A 15,081-nucleotide genomic window follows, 5' to 3' on the forward strand; every position below is an offset into this window, starting at 1 on the left:
ATCAGAGCAGTGCCCGGCGTACGGCACCGAGGAGTTGGACCAGTCCGAAGCCGGCGAGCAGCACCCAGATCGCGGCGACCACGGTGATGGTCCCCGCTCCCAGGTCGAACTGGATCAACCGGGCCGCCCCCGTCACCAGCAGACCGATGAACGCGACCATGACCCGGCTGGGGCGCTCGCCGACGGTCACCGCTCCGATCTCCCGCATCCCGGCGGAGACCGACCGGGCCCGGACATACTCGTGCAGCCAGGAGAGCGCCCCGGCCGCCACGACGAGCGGCCCGGGGGCGCCGAGCAGCCAGAACGCGATCAGCCAGGCGGCCTCGCCGACCCGGTCGGCGACCGAGTCGTAGACGTACCCGAGTCGGCTGGTCCGGCTGGTGACCACGGCGACCGCGCCGTCGACGCTGTCCGCGACGGCGGCGAGCAGGACGAAACCGGCCGCGATGAACGGCCCGCCCGGCTCCCGGAGCACGGTGATCGGCACCACGACGCAGAAGAGGGTGCCGACGACGGTCACCGCCGTCGGCGGCACCCGCAGTCGACCGAGCAGGTGCCCGATCTGGTACGCGAACCGCAGCCAGCCCTGGACCGCGGGCGCGGCGCGACGCGGGTCGAAGTCACCGTGCAACCGCGCCCAGGCGGTCGCGTACTCGTCCCAATCCAGTCGGGTGCCCGCCACAGGTCAATTGTCGGCGTAACCGTGGGCCGACGCGGCGGGCTTGCTCACACCTCGACGCCGACCTGGAGGTTCTGCCAGATCTCCCGGGTCGCGGTGGAGCGGTTGAAGGTGATGAAGTGGATGCCGGGCGCGCCCTCGGCGAGCAGCCGCTGGCACATCTCGCTGGTCTGCTGGATGCCGAGTTCGCGGACCGCCTCGGGGTCGTCGGCGACCCGAGCGAAACGTGCGGCCAACTCGGGCGGGAAGGGTGCCCCGGAGAGCTGCTCGGAACGCTCGATCGTGGTGATCTTCGTTACCGGCATCACCCCCGGCAGAATGGGGGTGTCACAACCGGCCGCCGCCACCCGGTCCCGCAGCCGCAGATAGTCGTCGGCGTCGAAGAACATCTGGGTGATGGCGAAGTCCGCGCCGGCCCGGCACTTGCGGATGAAGTATTCGGTGTCGGTGGCGATGTCCGGCGACCGGGGATGTTTGTACGGGAACGCGGCCACCCCGACGCTGAAGTCGCCGGACTCCCGCACCAACCGGACCAGTTCCTCGGCGTAGAGCACGCCCTCGGGGTGCTGGACCCACTCGCCGCTCGGATCACCCGGCGGGTCACCCCGGACCACCAACAGGTTCCGTACGCCCACCCCGGCGAGCCGGCCGACGATGTGGCGCAGCTCGGCGACGGAGTGGTTGACCGCGGTCAGGTGCGCCATCGGCAGCAGGGTGGTGTCGGTGGCGATCCGCTCGGTCACCGCGACGGTGGTGTCCCGGGTCGATCCGCCGGCACCGTAGGTGATCGAGACGAAGGAGGGCTGGAGCGACTCCAGCTCGCGGATCGCCTGCCAGAGCAGTCGCTCGCCCTCGGCCGTCTTCGCCGGCCCGAACTCGAACGAGAACGATGGCCGGGGTCCACGGACGAGGTCCCCAATCGCCGGTTGCGGATTGGGGAGAACAGAGGGGAGTCCGAGCGCCACCCTACGACCTTACCGGCCGGGTGAGCCGAATATCCGCACCTTCCCATTCACCGGCCGGTCGCACCGCCCCCGCCCCGGGCGCACCGCCTCTGTCCCCCGGTCCGCGCGCTGCTCACCTCCGGCCGAGAGCGGCCGGGACCGGTCGGCGGGTCCGTGCCCCGGCGGCGGGAAGGACGGGCCCCGGCGGCGGGCAGGACGGGCCCCGGCGGCGGACTTTCCACGGAGCGGATAGCGTCAAGGCGTGACCGATGCCGCCCCCGTCCCGCCCATGGACCGCGCCAGCCTCCGGCTCCGGACCGACCAGGCGTTGGCCAACTTCCTCGCCGGGCAGCGTGCCTGGCTCGCCGCCGCCGACGCCGCCCTGCTCCCGGTGGCGGAGGCCCTGGAGGCGTTCGTGCTGCGTGGCGGCAAGCGGTTGCGCCCCGCCTTCGCGTACTGGGGTTACCGGGGGGCCGGAGGGGTGGACTCCGATCCGATCGTGGCGGCGCTCGCCGCACTGGAGTTCGTCCAGGCGAGTGCGCTCATCCACGACGACCTGATGGACCGCTCCGACACCCGCCGGGGCGAACCGGCAGTGCACCGCCGGTTCGCCGCCCACCACCGTGGGGCGGGCTGGCCGGGCAACGCGGACGGGTTCGGCGACTCGGCCGCCATTCTCCTCGGCGACCTCTGCCTGGTCTGGTCCGACCAACTGCTGCACGGGGCCGGGCTCGACCCGTACCAGGTGCAGCGGGCCCGGCCGGTCTTCGACGAGATGCGTACGGAGGTGACCATCGGGCAGTATCTGGACGTGCTCGCCCAGGCGTCCGGGGACACCTCGATCGAGCGGGCCGGCAAGATCGCGCGCTACAAGTCGGCGAAGTACACCGTCGAACGCCCGCTGCTGCTCGGCGCCGCCCTCGCCGACGCTCCCGCGCCGCTGCTGGCCTCGTACTCCGGGTACGGGCTGCCGCTGGGCGAGGCATTCCAGTTGCGCGACGACGTGCTCGGGGTGTTCGGCGACCCCCGCCAGACCGGCAAGCCGGCCGGTGACGACCTGCGCGAGGGGAAACGCACCTTCCTGGTGGCGGCAGCGCTGGAGACCACCGACGCGACCGGCCGGGCGCTGCTGAGCAAGCGGCTCGGTGACCCCGGACTCGACCCGGACGGAATCGACCAGCTCCGTGAGGTGATCGCCGGCAGCGGGGCGTTGGCCCGGACCGAGGAGCGGATCACCACGTTGACGGACACCGCGCTGGCGTCCCTGGATCGGGCCGAGATGACGGCCGAGGCCCGTGACATGCTGGTCGAGCTCGCCATCGCGGCCACCCGCCGCTCCATCTGACCTTCCCACCCGCCCCGACCTGCCCCGGCCACCGCCCGAGCGGAGCCACCGCCCGAGCTGAGCCACCACGGCCGGGATCTGATCTCCCCGGCCGACACCCCCTCGGCGGTGACAACGGCGGCGTACCGGCCGGACATCCCCAGCCCACCCCGACGTCACCCGCTCGATAGAACAGCGTCAACGTCCCATGCGATCTTCGAGGCGTGCCTGGCCCGGATCGACCGGTTTCACCACACCCCACCCGGCTACGGCTGACCGGCCTCGCCGGAACCACGCTGATGGCTCTCGGCGGGTACGGCTCCGGCGCCCTGCCCGGGGTCGCGTCGGGTCACCGGGGGGATCCCGCACCCTGGCCCTACTGGCTGGGCCTGGCGGCCTGGTTCGCCGGCCTGGTCGTGCTGGCCGTCGCGTGGTGGCGACTGGGCGCGTCCGCGTCCCGACCGGATCCGCGCCCCGTCCCGTTGCGGTGGCTGCTGGTGACCGGCGCGCTCTGGGCCGTACCGCTGCTGTTCGCGCCGCCCGTGGGCAGCCGGGATGTGTACGCGTACGCGTGTCAGGGAGCACTCTGGCTGGACGGGGTCGACCCGTACGCGATCGGGGTGGCGGACGGCGGCTGCCCGTGGACGGCTGCGGTGCCGTCGCTGTGGTGGGACACCACCACCCCGTACGGGCCGCTGGCGATCGTGCTCGCCGGCGGCGTGGTGGCGCTGGCCCGGCTGGTGGCCACGACCACGGCGGAACAGTTGCTCGCCGCGACGTTCCTGTTCCGGGCGCTCGCGCTGCTCGGCGCGGTGCTGCTGGCCTGTTACCTGCCCCGGTTGGCGCGGGCCTGCGGAGCCTCCCCCGCGACGGCGACCTGGCTGGCCCTGCTCTCGCCGTTGGCGGCGGTGCACGTGGTGGGCGGGGCGCACAACGACGCGGTGATGGTGGGGCTGGTCGTGGCGGCGTTGGCGGTGGCTTGTGGTTCGGGTCCGGGGTGGGCCTGGGGCTCGGTGCCCCGCTCCGCCCGGTCGGGGTTGCCGCTGACGGGACGGGCCGCCGAGGCTCATGTGGGCTGTCGCCCGCACGCCCGGGGGCGTGGCGCCGCGTGGGCGAGGTTGCTCGTGGCCGGAATGGTGGTGGGGTTGGCGGTGGCGGTCAAGGCGACGGCGGTGGTGGCGGTGCCGTTCGTCGCCCTGCTCGCCGTCGTCGGGCTGACCGGCGAGCGGCCGATCGGCGACCCTCTGGCCGGCGAGCGGCCGGCCGACTTCGGGAACGGGGTCCCGGGCGGACGGAAGCCGACGAGCGTCATTGCTGCCTGGCGGTCGACGAGCCGCGGAGGCCGGATGCTGGTCGCGTCCGTGGCGTTGGCCGGCGCCGTCACCGCCGGGGCGGCGACCTTCGCCGCCGTGACCGTCGCCGCCGGCCTGGACACCGGCTGGCTCGACGCGCTGCCGGCGACCGGCCGGATGGTGCAGTGGACCTCGTTGCCGACGGGGTTGGGGATGGCCGCCGGCTACCTGTTACGGGCACTCGGCTGGCCCGAGGCGTTCGACCCGGCGGTGGCGACGGCCCGGACGCTGGGCGTCGCCGTGCTGGTCGCGGCGTCGGTGGCGCTGGTGGTCCGGGCCTGGCGGGCGGGCGGCGGGCCACCGGTGGGCGCCCGCCGGGCGATGGTGACATCGTGCGGCCTGACGTTCGGCGCGGTGACCCTGCTCTCCCCCGTCTTCTACCCCTGGTACGCGCTGGCCACGGTGGGTGTGCTCGCCGCGACGCTCGACGGACGGTGGCGGCGCCCACTGGCCGGGGCGGTGCTGGCGATGAGTTTCCTGGTGTTGCCGGACGGGCTGGGGCTTGCGAGCCGGACCAAGCTGCCGGGAGCGCTCTGCGACGTTGCGCTGGTGGTGGCGCTGACGGTGCTCGCCGTACGCCACAGGCGGCGGAGTCGACCGGGTCGGAGTCGGCGGGCGGCGGACTCGGCCGCGGCCGGGCCTGATCCGACGCCGACACGGCCTGGACGGATCGGACGGGTCAGCGTTCGCGGCGGCGGGGCCACCGGCCGCCGGTACCGGCGGTCGGGCCTGGCTGCACGCCCCGGCGCCCCAGCCAGACCCAGGTCGAGAGGGTGAGCAGGACCAGGGCGAAGCCAAAGAACAGGTCTTCCACCGGGGCGTAGACCAGCCGCAGTCCGATGATCGCGTCCGGGTCGTACCGAACCACCTGGCGGCCAGTCAGGATGCCGTTGGAGGCCAGTTGGAAGAAGACGATGATGGGATAGGTGGCCCAGAACACCCGTCGGCACACCAACCGGGTACGCAGCACGTACAGGTCGACCAGTACGGCACCGGCCACCCCGAGCAGCGCGGCCACGGTGTAGCTCACCGGGACGGCCGGCTCACTGCTCGTCCCCGGCCGGCCACTGTCGTACCGCCCGTACCGCCTCGAACCCGAGCACGGCACAGAGCGGTACGACAAGGAAGAAGAACACCTCGTCCAGGGGCAGGCCCCCCGGGAGCAGTACGCCGGTGATCTGCTCCGGGTCGAAGGTCCAGTGTCCGGCGGCGATGGCGGCGAGGTCCCAGAGGACGAAGAGCGCCGCCACCGGGGCGATGGTGAGCAGCAGCCGGCGCCAGCGGCGGAGCACGTTCACCCGGAGGATCGGCTCCAGCCAGAGCGCCCCGGCCAGGCAACCGGCGAGTACCGCGAGATAGGTGAGATGCCCCATGGCCGGCGCGTTCGGCTAGAAGCCCAGCGCCTGCGCCCGGCGCTTGACCTCACGGGCCAGGTCACCGCCGAGCGCCTTGGCCGGCGTACCGGGGAGGGTGTCGTCGACCTCGTAGAGCCAGCGCATCGCCTCCTCGTCGTCGTAGCCGGCGTCCTTGAGCAGGTTCAACACGCCCGGCAGGTGCTTGCGTACGGTGTCGTTCGCCACGAGATCGACGGGGATCCGCCGGATCCCGTCCCGGCGTACCGCGAGCAGCTCGCGGTCGCGGATCATCTGGTGCACCTTGCTGATCGTCACGTCGAGCCGCAGGGCGACGTCCGGCAGGGTCAGCCAGCCGGTTTCGTCGGCCGGGCCGGCGAGTGGGGATTCGGTCACCCGATCACAGTGCCACGACCTCCCCGCACTTTCGCCAGCACCCCCGGGGAGGTAGCTTCCGGGCCACACAGGGTACTTTCCAGGCGGTACGTGGCCAATCAGGCACACTGGGTGATCTTATCCCGTGGGTACGATTTCCTCACAGCGCTGCCTGTGGCATCCTGTTCTGCCGTCACCCTCTGGAGACATAGACTGCCTGCCGATGGACATTCAGGTCGCCGACACGTTACTGGGCTCGCTCATCGACGGGCGTTACCGCATACGCGGCCGCGTCGCCCGTGGCGGAATGGCGACCGTGTACACCGCCACGGACGAACGCCTTGAGCGAACCGTCGCCCTCAAGATCATCCACCCGAACCAGGCGCAGGGCGCCCAGGACCGGATGGCCGGATTCCTGGCCCGGTTCACCGACGAGGCGAAGACGATCGCCCGGCTCACCCACCCGAACGTGGTCGCCGTCTACGACCAGGGCACCCACGGCGGACTGCCGTACCTGGTGATGGAGTACGTGCGGGGTCGCACCCTGCGCGAGATCCTGGCCGAACGGCGCCGGCTCAACCCCGGTGAGGCGCTGGCGATCCTGGAGCAGATGCTGGCGGCGATCGCCGCCGCACACCGGGCCGGCCTGGTCCACCGGGACGTGAAACCGGAGAACGTGCTGGTCGCCGAGGCGCCCAGTGGCGGTTCCGGCAACCTGGTCGACAGCGTGGTGAAGGTGGCCGACTTCGGCCTGGCCCGCGCGGTCGAGGCGAGCGCCGACGACGACTCCGGCAGCCAGTTGATGGCGACCGTGGCGTACGTGGCGCCGGAGTTGGTCACCGACGGCCGCGCCGACCCGCGTACCGACGTCTACTCGGCCGGGATCGTGCTGTTCGAGATGCTCACCGGACGGGTCCCGTACGACGGCGACCGCCCGGTCGACGTCGCCTGGCAGCACGTGGACCGTGACGTACCGGCCCCCTCGACGCTGGTCCCGGGCCTGCCACCGGTCCTCGACGACCTGGTGATCCGAGCGACCCGACGCGATCCGGGCGCCCGCCCCACCGACGCGGGCGCGTTGCAGGCCGACGTGCAGGTGGTCCGGGACGACCTCGGCAACGCCAACGCCAACACGGCGCTGCTGCGGCAGGTGGCCCAGCCGACCATGGTGGTCGCCTCGGTCCGACCGACCGACCGACCGTCGTGGGCTCGGCTGCCCGACCAACCGGAGCCCCGCGCCGCCGGCGCCCGCCCGCACCGTCGTCGGGCGGCACCGCCCCCGTCTGGCCCGCTCGGCCGGTTCCAGGCCCTCCGCGACCAGGTGATGGCCGATCCACGCGGCCGGCGCGCGTTTGCCGCCGCCGTGGTGGTGCTCGGGCTGGTCGCCGCGATCGGCGGCTGGTGGTTCGGGGTCGGCCGCTACACCGACGCCCCCCAACTCGTCAGCATGCCTCGGGCGGAGGCGGAGGCGATCGCCGCGCAGAACGGCTTCACCCTGGCCTTCGGCACGCCCCGCTATGACGAGAAGGCCGCCAAGGACCAGGTCGTCGGGCAGGAACCGGCCGCCGCCACCCGGATGGTGAAGGGCGGCACGATCACCCTGATCCTCTCCTTGGGTCCGGAGCGTTACGAGGTTCCGGACGTGGTCGGCAAGACGTTCGACCTGGCCAAGGCGGATCTGGAGCGGGTCAATCTCCAGGTGGACAAGGGGCCGGACCGGTACGACGAGAGCCTGCCCGCCGGCACCGTGGTGGCGGCCGATCCCAAGGTCGGCACCCAGGTCAAGCCCGGCGACAAGATCACGCTGCTGGTCAGCAAGGGCCGGGCCCCGCTCTCCGTACCCAACCTGGTCGGCAAGAACATCAACGATGCCCGAAGCGAGCTGCAACGGCTCGGTCTCAACGCGGTCGAGCAGTACCAGGATTCGGACAAGCCCAAGGACCAGGTGATCGAGCAGGATCCGGCGAACGACACCGGTGTCGAGAAGGGCGCCGAAATCAAGCTCAAGGTGAGCAAGGGGCCCCCTGCGGTGCTCGTACCGCAGGTCATGGGCCTGCCCTGCGTGGAGGCGCAGCAGCGCCTCCAGGCGGCGCAGCTCGCCCCGGTGGTGCAGCTCAATCCGAACGGGACGGTCGGGTTCCAGAACCCGCCCGAGGGCGCCCAGGTTCCCCCCGGCAGCCAGGTCACCATCGCCTGCTTCTGACCGGACCAGCACAGGTGCTGCCCGGACCGACGGTCCGGGCAGCCAGATCGAAGCAGTGGGTGAGTCGATGAGTACGCGCAACAGCCGACCGGTCGGCTCACACACGCCCACCTCGGGCGGGATGGCCAAGGCGGCTCTGCCCTATCTGGATGCGGCGGAGTCCGAGGTCGCCCAGATCTACGTCTCCAACTCCCGGGGCTGGGCCCTGCCACCCGGGGACCCGGCCCAGGACGCCGCCTTCCGCGAGGGCTGCGAGCAGCGCGGCGTGCCGATCTACATCCACGCGTCGCTGCTGGTCAACCTCGGTTCACCAACCCCGGCGACGGTGGAGAAGTCGGCCGCGACGCTGGCCCACGCGCTGAACCGAGGGGCGGCCATCGGCGCCGCAGGGGTGGTCTTCCACGCCGGCAGCGCGGTCGATGCCGACTACGCCGAGACCGCGATGGCCCAGGTACGCACCGCGCTGCTACCGCTGTTGGACAGCGCCGCCGCCAGTGGCGGGCCGAAGCTGCTGGTGGAGCCGACCGCCGGCGGTGGGCGCTCGCTCGCCTCGCGGGTCGAGCAGTTGGGCCCGTACCTGGAGAACGTCGACCGGCACCCGTGGTTGGGAGTCTGCTTCGACACCTGCCACGCCTGGGCCGCCGGACACGACCTGGCCCGGCCCGGCGGGATGACCCAGACCCTGGACGAACTGGTCACCACGATCGGATCGGACCGGCTGTGGCTGGTGCACGCGAACGACTCGCGCGACGCCTGCGGCTCCACCCGGGATCGGCACGAGACCATCGGCAAGGGCAGCATCGGGGAGGCGGCCTTCGCCGAGTTGATGACCCACCCGGCCACCGCCGGAGTGCCCGTGGTCGCCGAGACGCCCACCGAGGGGTACGTCGGTCACGCCCACGACATCGCCGCCCTCAAGCGCTTCCGCCCCTGACGACGACCTAACGCCGGAAGATGTCCACCAGCACGTCGATCGCCCGTTCCACCCCGGCGTCGTCCAGGTCGAGGTGGGTGACCAGCCGCGCGGTCCGTGGACCGAGCACCGAGACGAGCACCCCCTCGGCCCGCGCGGCGGCGGCCAACGCGGGGGCGTCCAGCGGGAACTTGGTCAGGTCCAGCGGCACCAGGTTGGTCCGGACCGGGCCGGCCAGCACCCCGAAGGGCGCCAGCGCCTCGGCCAGCCGGGCCGCCCGTACGTGATCCTCGGCCAGCCGGTCGACGTGCGTGGCGAGCGCGTGCCGGCCGGCGGCGGCGAGGATGCCGGCCTGCCGCATGCCGCCGCCCATCCGCTTGCGGATCAGCCGGGCCCGTTCGATCTTCTCCGCACTGCCCACGACCAGCGAACCGGCCGGGGCACCGAGCCCCTTGGAGAGGCAGACCGACAGGGTGTCGAAGAGCTCCCCGTAGCCGGCCAGCGGCACCCCGTCGGCGACGTGGGCATGCCAGATCCGGGCCCCGTCACAGTGCAGCCCGAGCCCGGAGTCGTCGGCCACCTGTCGCAACTGGCGCAGGGTGCCCAGCGGGATGACCCCGCCACCACCCCGGTTGTGGGTCTGCTCGACCGCGATCGCCCTGGTCGCCACGGCCATGAAGCCGTCCGGTCGAACCATCGCCGCGACCAGGTCGGGGTCGATCTCCGCGCCGACCGCGGGCCAGGTCCGGGTGGAGATGCCACCGTACGCGGCGGCAGCGGCCATCTCGTACGTCACCACGTGCGCGTCGGCGTCGCAGAGCAGTTCACCGGCCGGCGGCACCAGCACCTGCAGGGCGATCTGGTTCGCCATCGTCCCGGTCGGGGCGAAGAGCGCCGCCTCGTGTCCGAAGAGCGCGGCGACCTCCGCCTCAAGCGCGTTGACGTTCGGGTCCTCGCCGTACACGTCGTCGCCGACCTCGGCCTCGGCCATCGCCGTACGCATCGCGGCGGTCGGCCGGGTGACCGTGTCGGAACGCAGGTCGACCGGGCGCGGGTCAGCCACGGAGCATCTCCGCCACCAGGAAGGCCAGCTCCAGCGACTGCTGCGTGTTGAGCCGAGGGTCACAGGCGGTTTCGTACCGATCGGGCAGGTCCACGTCCTCGATCGCCTGGGCGCCGCCGAGGCACTCGGTGACGTCCTCGCCGGTCAACTCGATGTGTATGCCGCCCGGGTGGGTCTCCAGGCCGCGGTGCACCTCGAAGTAGCCGAGCACCTCGTCGACGATCCGGTCGAAGTGCCGGGTCTTGTAGCCGTTGGACGACTCGTGGGTGTTGCCGTGCATCGGGTCGCACTGCCAGACGACCTTGGCGCCGGATGCGGTGACCTTCGCCACGATCGGCGGCAGGGCGTCCCGGACCTTGTGGTTGCCCATGCGGCTGACCAGGGTGAGCCGGCCCGGCACGTTCTCCGGGTTGAGCTTCTCGCAGAGTTCGATCGCCTGGTCCGGCGTGGTGCCCGGACCGATCTTGACGCCGATCGGGTTGGCGATGCGGGAGATGTAGTCGATGTGCGCGCCGTCGATCTGCCGGGTCCGCTCGCCGATCCAGAGGAAGTGACCGGAGAGGCCGTACGCCCGGCCGTCGGAGACCCGGGTCAGTGCCCGGTCGTACTCCAGCGCGAGCGCCTCGTGGGAGCAGTACAGGGTGACCGTGCGCAGCGCCTCATCGTTGGTCATGCCACAGGCCCGCATGAAGGCGAGCGCCCGGTCGATCTCACGGGCAATGGCGTCGTAACGCTCACCGGCCGGCGAGTTGCGCACGAACCCCTTGTTCCAGTCGTGCACCGCGTGCAGGTCGGCGAGGCCACCGGCGAGGTACGCCCGGAGCATGTTCATCGCCGAGGAGGAGTTGGCGTACGCCCGGATCATTCGCTGCGGGTCGGCGACCCGCGCCTCCGGCACCGGCTCCAGGGAGTTGATCATGTCGCCGCGGTACGCCGGGAGGCCGCGCGCGTCCGTCGGCAACGACCGGGGCTTGGTGTACTGCCCGGCCACCCGGGCCACCTTGACCACCGGCAGCGACGCTCCGTACGTCAGCACGACCGCCATCTGGAGCAGCGTGCGCGCGTTGGCGAGCAGGTGACTCTCGGTGTTGTCCGTGAAGGTCTCGGCGCAGTCACCCCCCTGCAACAGGAAGGCCTTACCCTCGGCGACCTGCGCCAACTGGCTCCTCAGGTGATCGACCTCATACGGTGCGACCACCGACGGCACGGTGGAGAGGACCTGGGAGACCTCGTCAACGGCCTTCTGGTCGGGCCAGGGCGGGGTCTGGGCGCGGGGAAGGTCCCGCCACCGGTCCAGCCCAAGGGCCTCGTCCTCGACCGAACCGTCGGTGGGACGGCTGGTCTGCGGGCCCAGGGTGCCCACCGTCGGGTAGCTCAGCTGATGCCACTCATGGCGCATGAGGAAAAGCGTACGGCGACGACCGGGGTCGGCCGCCAGTCAGGGTGACCAACGTCCGAGGTATGGGAGGTGCGACGGTCGCCGTCGCTTCCGACCGGCGGGTATCCTGCCGCCCCGCGCCGCTCACCGCCACGCGACTGCCGGGGGGCCGGCTGCCGGGCTGCCGGACGGACTCGGCACGGTCGCCGGGCTGCCGGACGAACCCGGCACGGTCGCCGGGCTGCCGGACGAACCCGGCACGGTCGCTCCGCCCACCGTCTCGTTGGCGATACACCAGTCGGCCTCGCCCTGCACCAGGGTGAAGAAGATCCGGACGAGTCTCGTCGTACCGCCCACCGCGACCGTGATCGAGGTGCTGACCTCGATCTGCCCAGCGATGGCGCGCACGTCGTCGATCGACGACCGGGAGACCGTGAAGTGGTCGGCGAAGTCGCCGTTACGCCCGGTGGCCGCTCGGTCGAAGGCGGCGCGCATGGGCGTACAGAGTTGGGCACGTCCAGCCTCGACGTCCTTGGAGCCCATCGCGTCGAGGTACGCCCGCACCCGGGCGCGGGCCTTCTCCGGGCCGTCGTCCGGGGCAGTACCGGCGGCGGTGGCGGCGGCGGTGGCGGCCGGGGTACCGGTGGGGGTCAAGCCGCCGACGCCACCCCCGTGACCGCAGGCGGTCAGGCCGAGGGGCAGCAGCACCAGCGGCCCGACCGGACTGGCCAGGCGTCGCCATCGAGGTCCCATCGCGCTCCCCTACCGATTCCAGACATCTTCGCAATCCGCCCATTCGGCGAGCCTGAGCGGCGATGCACCAGGTTCCAGGGGGACTACCGGACGGTCCGATACAACGACGAAGGGGCCCGGTGGTGGCGGTGGACACCACCTCCGGCCCCTTGCGCGCCGCGACCGCCGGGACGGCGCGAACACCTGGCGTACGCCGGGGTGGCGGCGCTGTGGCGAATTACTACCCCTATAGGGGTAGTGAAACGTCACAGCCCGACAGGGCTTCGGCCGGCCCGTGGGCGCGGGTCGGCCGAAGCACTGCACTACTACTACCGCTGGTGGTACGTGTTACCGAGGTGTTGCGTCAGCCATCGGCTCAGCCGAGGCCGTTCTTGACCGCCGTGATCAGTTCACCGTTGCTGGTGTCGCCGGAGAGTTCCCAGAAGAAGGAGCCACCCAGTCCCTGGTTGTTCGCGTACGACATCTTGCCGTTGATGGTGCTCGGGGTGTCGTAGCTCCACCAGTTGCTGCCGCACTTGGCGTACGCGGTGCCGGCGACCGTACCGGTGACGGGGCAGGTGTTCTTCAGGACCTTGTAGTCCTCGATGCCCGCCTCGTAGGTGCCCGGCGCCGCCCCGGTGGCCGTACCGCCCGGCGCGGCCTGGGTCACCCCGGTCCAGCCCCGGCCGTAGAAGCCGACACCGAGCAGGAGCTTGTTGGCGGGGATGCCCTTGCTCTTGAGCTTCTGGATCGCGGCGTCGGAGTTGAAGCCCGCCTGCGGGATACCGGTGTACGAGGTCAGCGGCGAGTGCGGGGCGGTCGGGCCCTGCGCGGCGAACGCGCCGAAGTAGTCGTAGGTCATCGGCATCAGCCAGTTGAGGTTGTTGATCGCACCGGCGTAGTCGGTGGCGTCGATCTTGCCACCGTTGCTGCCGTCCGCGGTGATCGCCGCGGTGACCAGGGCGCTGGAGCCGAACCGGGTACGCAACGCGGAGACCACGTTCTTGAAGGCGTTCGGGCCACTGGCGTCACAGGTCAGGCCACAGGCGTTGGGGTACTCCCAGTCGATGTCGATGCCGTCGAAGACGTCGGCCCAGCGCGGGTCCTCGACCAGGTTGTAGCAGGAGTTGGCGAAGGCGGTCGGGTTCTGCGCCGCCTGGGTGAAGCCGCCGGACCAGGTCCAGCCGCCGAACGACCAGATCACCTTGATGTTCGGGTACGCCGCCTTGAGCTTGCGGAGCTGGTTGAAGCTGCCCCGCAGCGGCTGGTCCCAGGTGTCGGCGACGCCGTTCACGCTCTCCGCCGCCGTGTACGCCTTCTCGTAGTCGGCGTAGCTGTCGCCGATGGTGCACTGGCCGTTGGTGGTGTTACCGAAGGCGTACATGATGTGGGTCAGCTTGGCCGCGGACCCGCTGGTGACGATGTTCTTCACGTGGTAGTTGCGGGCGTAGACGCCCCACTGCGCGAAGTAGCCGACCACCTTCTTGCCGCCCGGCGGCGGGTTGGTCGGCGGCGTGGTGGGCGGGGTCGTCGGCGGCCGGGTCGTCGGCGGCGTGGTCGGTGGCGTTGTCGGCGGGGTCGTCGGCGGCCGGGTGGTCGGCGGCGTGGTCGGCGTGGTGCCGCCGCCGCAGGAGGCACCGTTGATGGTGCAGTTCAGCGGTGCCTTGTACGGGCCGGTGCCGTTGTAGCCCCAGGAGAACGAGGCACCGGGCGCGAGGGCGCCGGCCCAGCTCTTCTTGACCGCCACGTAGTGGTTGTTGGTCCGGGTGACGTCGGCGTCCCAGAAGCTGCCGATGGTGGTGCCGGCGGGCAGGTCGAATTCGAGCCGCCAGGTGGCCAGGGACGCGTCGGTGCCGTTGGTGATCGTGACCCGGGTCTCGTGGCCGGTCCCCCAGTCGGAGGCGGCCGCGAAGGTGGTGGTGACGTTGCCGGCGCCGAAGGCCGAGGTCATCGGGACGGCGGCAACCGTCACGGCGACCACGGCGCCAGCCCACAACGCCCGACGGAGGGAAATCTTCATGGCGTCTCCCCAAAACAGTTAGGAAACTTTCCAGATAGCTAATGAAACGCTACTCACGGGTTCACCACTACGTCAAGATGTGCATGTTTCGATTTCTTGTTACCGGCGGACGACCAGGTCAACGGGTAATCTCGGGCCATGACGATCTTCGACATCGAACTGGCCGCGCTCGGCGGCGGCCCGGCCCACCTCGACCAACATCGCGGCAAGGCCGTACTGGTGGTCAACGTGGCCTCGAAGTGCGGAAACACCCCGCAGTACGCCGGCCTCCAGGCCCTCCAGGAGAGCTACGGCGAACGTGGGTTGGTGGTGCTCGGCGTACCGAGCAACCAGTTCGCCGGCCAGGAACCCGGCACGGACGCCGAGATCGCGGAGTTCTGCCAGGTCAACTACGGGGTCACCTTCCCGCTGACGGAGAAGATCGAGGTGAACGGTCCGGGCCGGCACCCGCTCTACGCGGAGCTGGTCGACGCCGCCGACGCGGAGGGCTACACCGGCGACGTCCGCTGGAACTTCGAGAAGTTCCTGGTCGCGCCGGACGGCACGGTCGCCGCCCGGTTCAATCCGAAGGCCGCGCCGGATTCGACCGAACTGACCGCCGCGATCGAGAAGGTCCTGCCCCGCTAACACCGGTTGCCCCGGCGACGTACGGAGATGAGCGACGGTCCGGCCCGCCCGGCTCCGGCAGGCGATTCGGTCATTCCGCTGGTGGGAGAATCGGGCTGGTCGGGCCGGTCCGGCGTGCG

14 protein-coding genes are annotated in these 15,081 nt (G+C 71.4%); 5 read left to right on the top strand and 9 right to left on the bottom strand.

Going from position 1 to position 15,081, the window contains the following annotated elements; all coding sequences use genetic code 11:
• Position 1: 1 nt before the first annotated feature.
• Positions 2-682 carry a CDP-alcohol phosphatidyltransferase family protein gene (locus ACIBF5_RS01650; protein ID WP_396806987.1) on the bottom strand — a complete coding sequence of 227 codons (681 nt, stop codon included), beginning with the start codon at positions 680-682 and terminating at the stop codon, positions 2-4.
• Positions 683-726: 44 nt separating this feature from the next.
• The gene (metF, locus tag ACIBF5_RS01655; RefSeq protein WP_396806989.1) at positions 727-1,644 is read right to left on the bottom strand and encodes a methylenetetrahydrofolate reductase [NAD(P)H]; all 918 of its coding nucleotides are present in this window, start codon (positions 1,642-1,644) and stop codon (positions 727-729) included.
• Positions 1,645-1,885: 241 nt separating this feature from the next.
• On the opposite strand from metF, the gene ACIBF5_RS01660 reads away from it, so the two are divergent.
• Together ACIBF5_RS01660 and mptB are read left to right on the top strand one after the other, a co-directional pair.
• Positions 1,886-2,968, top strand: a complete 1,083-nt coding sequence (locus ACIBF5_RS01660) for a polyprenyl synthetase family protein (protein ID WP_396806991.1) — start codon at positions 1,886-1,888, stop codon at positions 2,966-2,968.
• A gap of 203 nt (positions 2,969-3,171) precedes the next feature.
• The gene (gene mptB, locus ACIBF5_RS01665; RefSeq protein WP_396806993.1) at positions 3,172-5,076 is read left to right on the top strand and encodes a polyprenol phosphomannose-dependent alpha 1,6 mannosyltransferase MptB; all 1,905 of its coding nucleotides are present in this window, start codon (positions 3,172-3,174) and stop codon (positions 5,074-5,076) included.
• Here mptB and ACIBF5_RS01670 read toward each other — a convergent pair.
• From ACIBF5_RS01670 to ACIBF5_RS01680, 3 genes are read right to left on the bottom strand one after another with little or no spacing between them, the layout of a single operon-like run.
• The gene (locus tag ACIBF5_RS01670) at positions 4,979-5,329 is read right to left on the bottom strand and encodes a lycopene cyclase domain-containing protein (protein ID WP_396806995.1); all 351 of its coding nucleotides are present in this window, start codon (positions 5,327-5,329) and stop codon (positions 4,979-4,981) included. The genes mptB and ACIBF5_RS01670 overlap by 98 nt on opposite strands.
• Before the next feature lie 13 nt (positions 5,330-5,342).
• On the bottom strand, positions 5,343-5,672 hold the full coding sequence (locus ACIBF5_RS01675; protein ID WP_396806997.1) for a lycopene cyclase domain-containing protein: 330 nt from the start codon (positions 5,670-5,672) through the stop codon (positions 5,343-5,345).
• Positions 5,673-5,687: 15 nt separating this feature from the next.
• The gene (locus ACIBF5_RS01680) at positions 5,688-6,047 is read right to left on the bottom strand and encodes an Rv2175c family DNA-binding protein (RefSeq protein ID WP_396806999.1); all 360 of its coding nucleotides are present in this window, start codon (positions 6,045-6,047) and stop codon (positions 5,688-5,690) included.
• Between the two features lie 202 nt (positions 6,048-6,249).
• Between ACIBF5_RS01680 and pknB the strand changes: the two genes are divergently transcribed.
• A complete protein-coding gene (gene pknB / locus ACIBF5_RS01685) occupies positions 6,250-8,229 on the top strand; it encodes a Stk1 family PASTA domain-containing Ser/Thr kinase (protein ID WP_396807001.1) in 1,980 nt (659 codons plus the stop codon).
• Between the two features lie 67 nt (positions 8,230-8,296).
• Positions 8,297-9,163, top strand: coding sequence for a deoxyribonuclease IV (locus tag ACIBF5_RS01690; RefSeq protein ID WP_396807003.1), 867 nt, complete (start codon positions 8,297-8,299; stop codon positions 9,161-9,163).
• Positions 9,164-9,170: 7 nt separating this feature from the next.
• Here the strand turns inward: ACIBF5_RS01690 and ACIBF5_RS01695 are convergent, their stop codons facing one another.
• The 4 genes from ACIBF5_RS01695 to ACIBF5_RS01710 form a co-directional block, all read right to left on the bottom strand.
• Complete coding sequence (locus ACIBF5_RS01695) at positions 9,171-10,205, bottom strand: threonine aldolase family protein (RefSeq protein ID WP_396807005.1); 1,035 nt, start codon at positions 10,203-10,205, stop codon at positions 9,171-9,173.
• Complete coding sequence (locus ACIBF5_RS01700; RefSeq protein ID WP_396807007.1) at positions 10,198-11,604, bottom strand: class II 3-deoxy-7-phosphoheptulonate synthase; 1,407 nt, start codon at positions 11,602-11,604, stop codon at positions 10,198-10,200. Before ACIBF5_RS01700 ends, ACIBF5_RS01695 begins: the two co-directional genes overlap by 8 nt.
• Before the next feature lie 123 nt (positions 11,605-11,727).
• Entirely contained in the window at positions 11,728-12,336 is a 609-nt protein-coding gene (locus ACIBF5_RS01705) for a hypothetical protein (RefSeq protein WP_396807009.1), read from the bottom strand.
• A gap of 355 nt (positions 12,337-12,691) precedes the next feature.
• Positions 12,692-14,335, bottom strand: a complete 1,644-nt coding sequence (locus tag ACIBF5_RS01710) for a glycosyl hydrolase family 18 protein (protein WP_396807011.1) — start codon at positions 14,333-14,335, stop codon at positions 12,692-12,694.
• 138 nt (positions 14,336-14,473) lie between these two features.
• On the opposite strand from ACIBF5_RS01710, the gene ACIBF5_RS01715 reads away from it, so the two are divergent.
• Positions 14,474-14,962 carry a glutathione peroxidase gene (locus tag ACIBF5_RS01715; RefSeq protein ID WP_396807013.1) on the top strand — a complete coding sequence of 163 codons (489 nt, stop codon included), beginning with the start codon at positions 14,474-14,476 and terminating at the stop codon, positions 14,960-14,962.
• Positions 14,963-15,081 lie beyond the last annotated feature (119 nt).

The organism is Micromonospora sp. NPDC050417 (assembly GCF_044458865.1).
Classification (GTDB): domain Bacteria; phylum Actinomycetota; class Actinomycetes; order Mycobacteriales; family Micromonosporaceae; genus Micromonospora_G.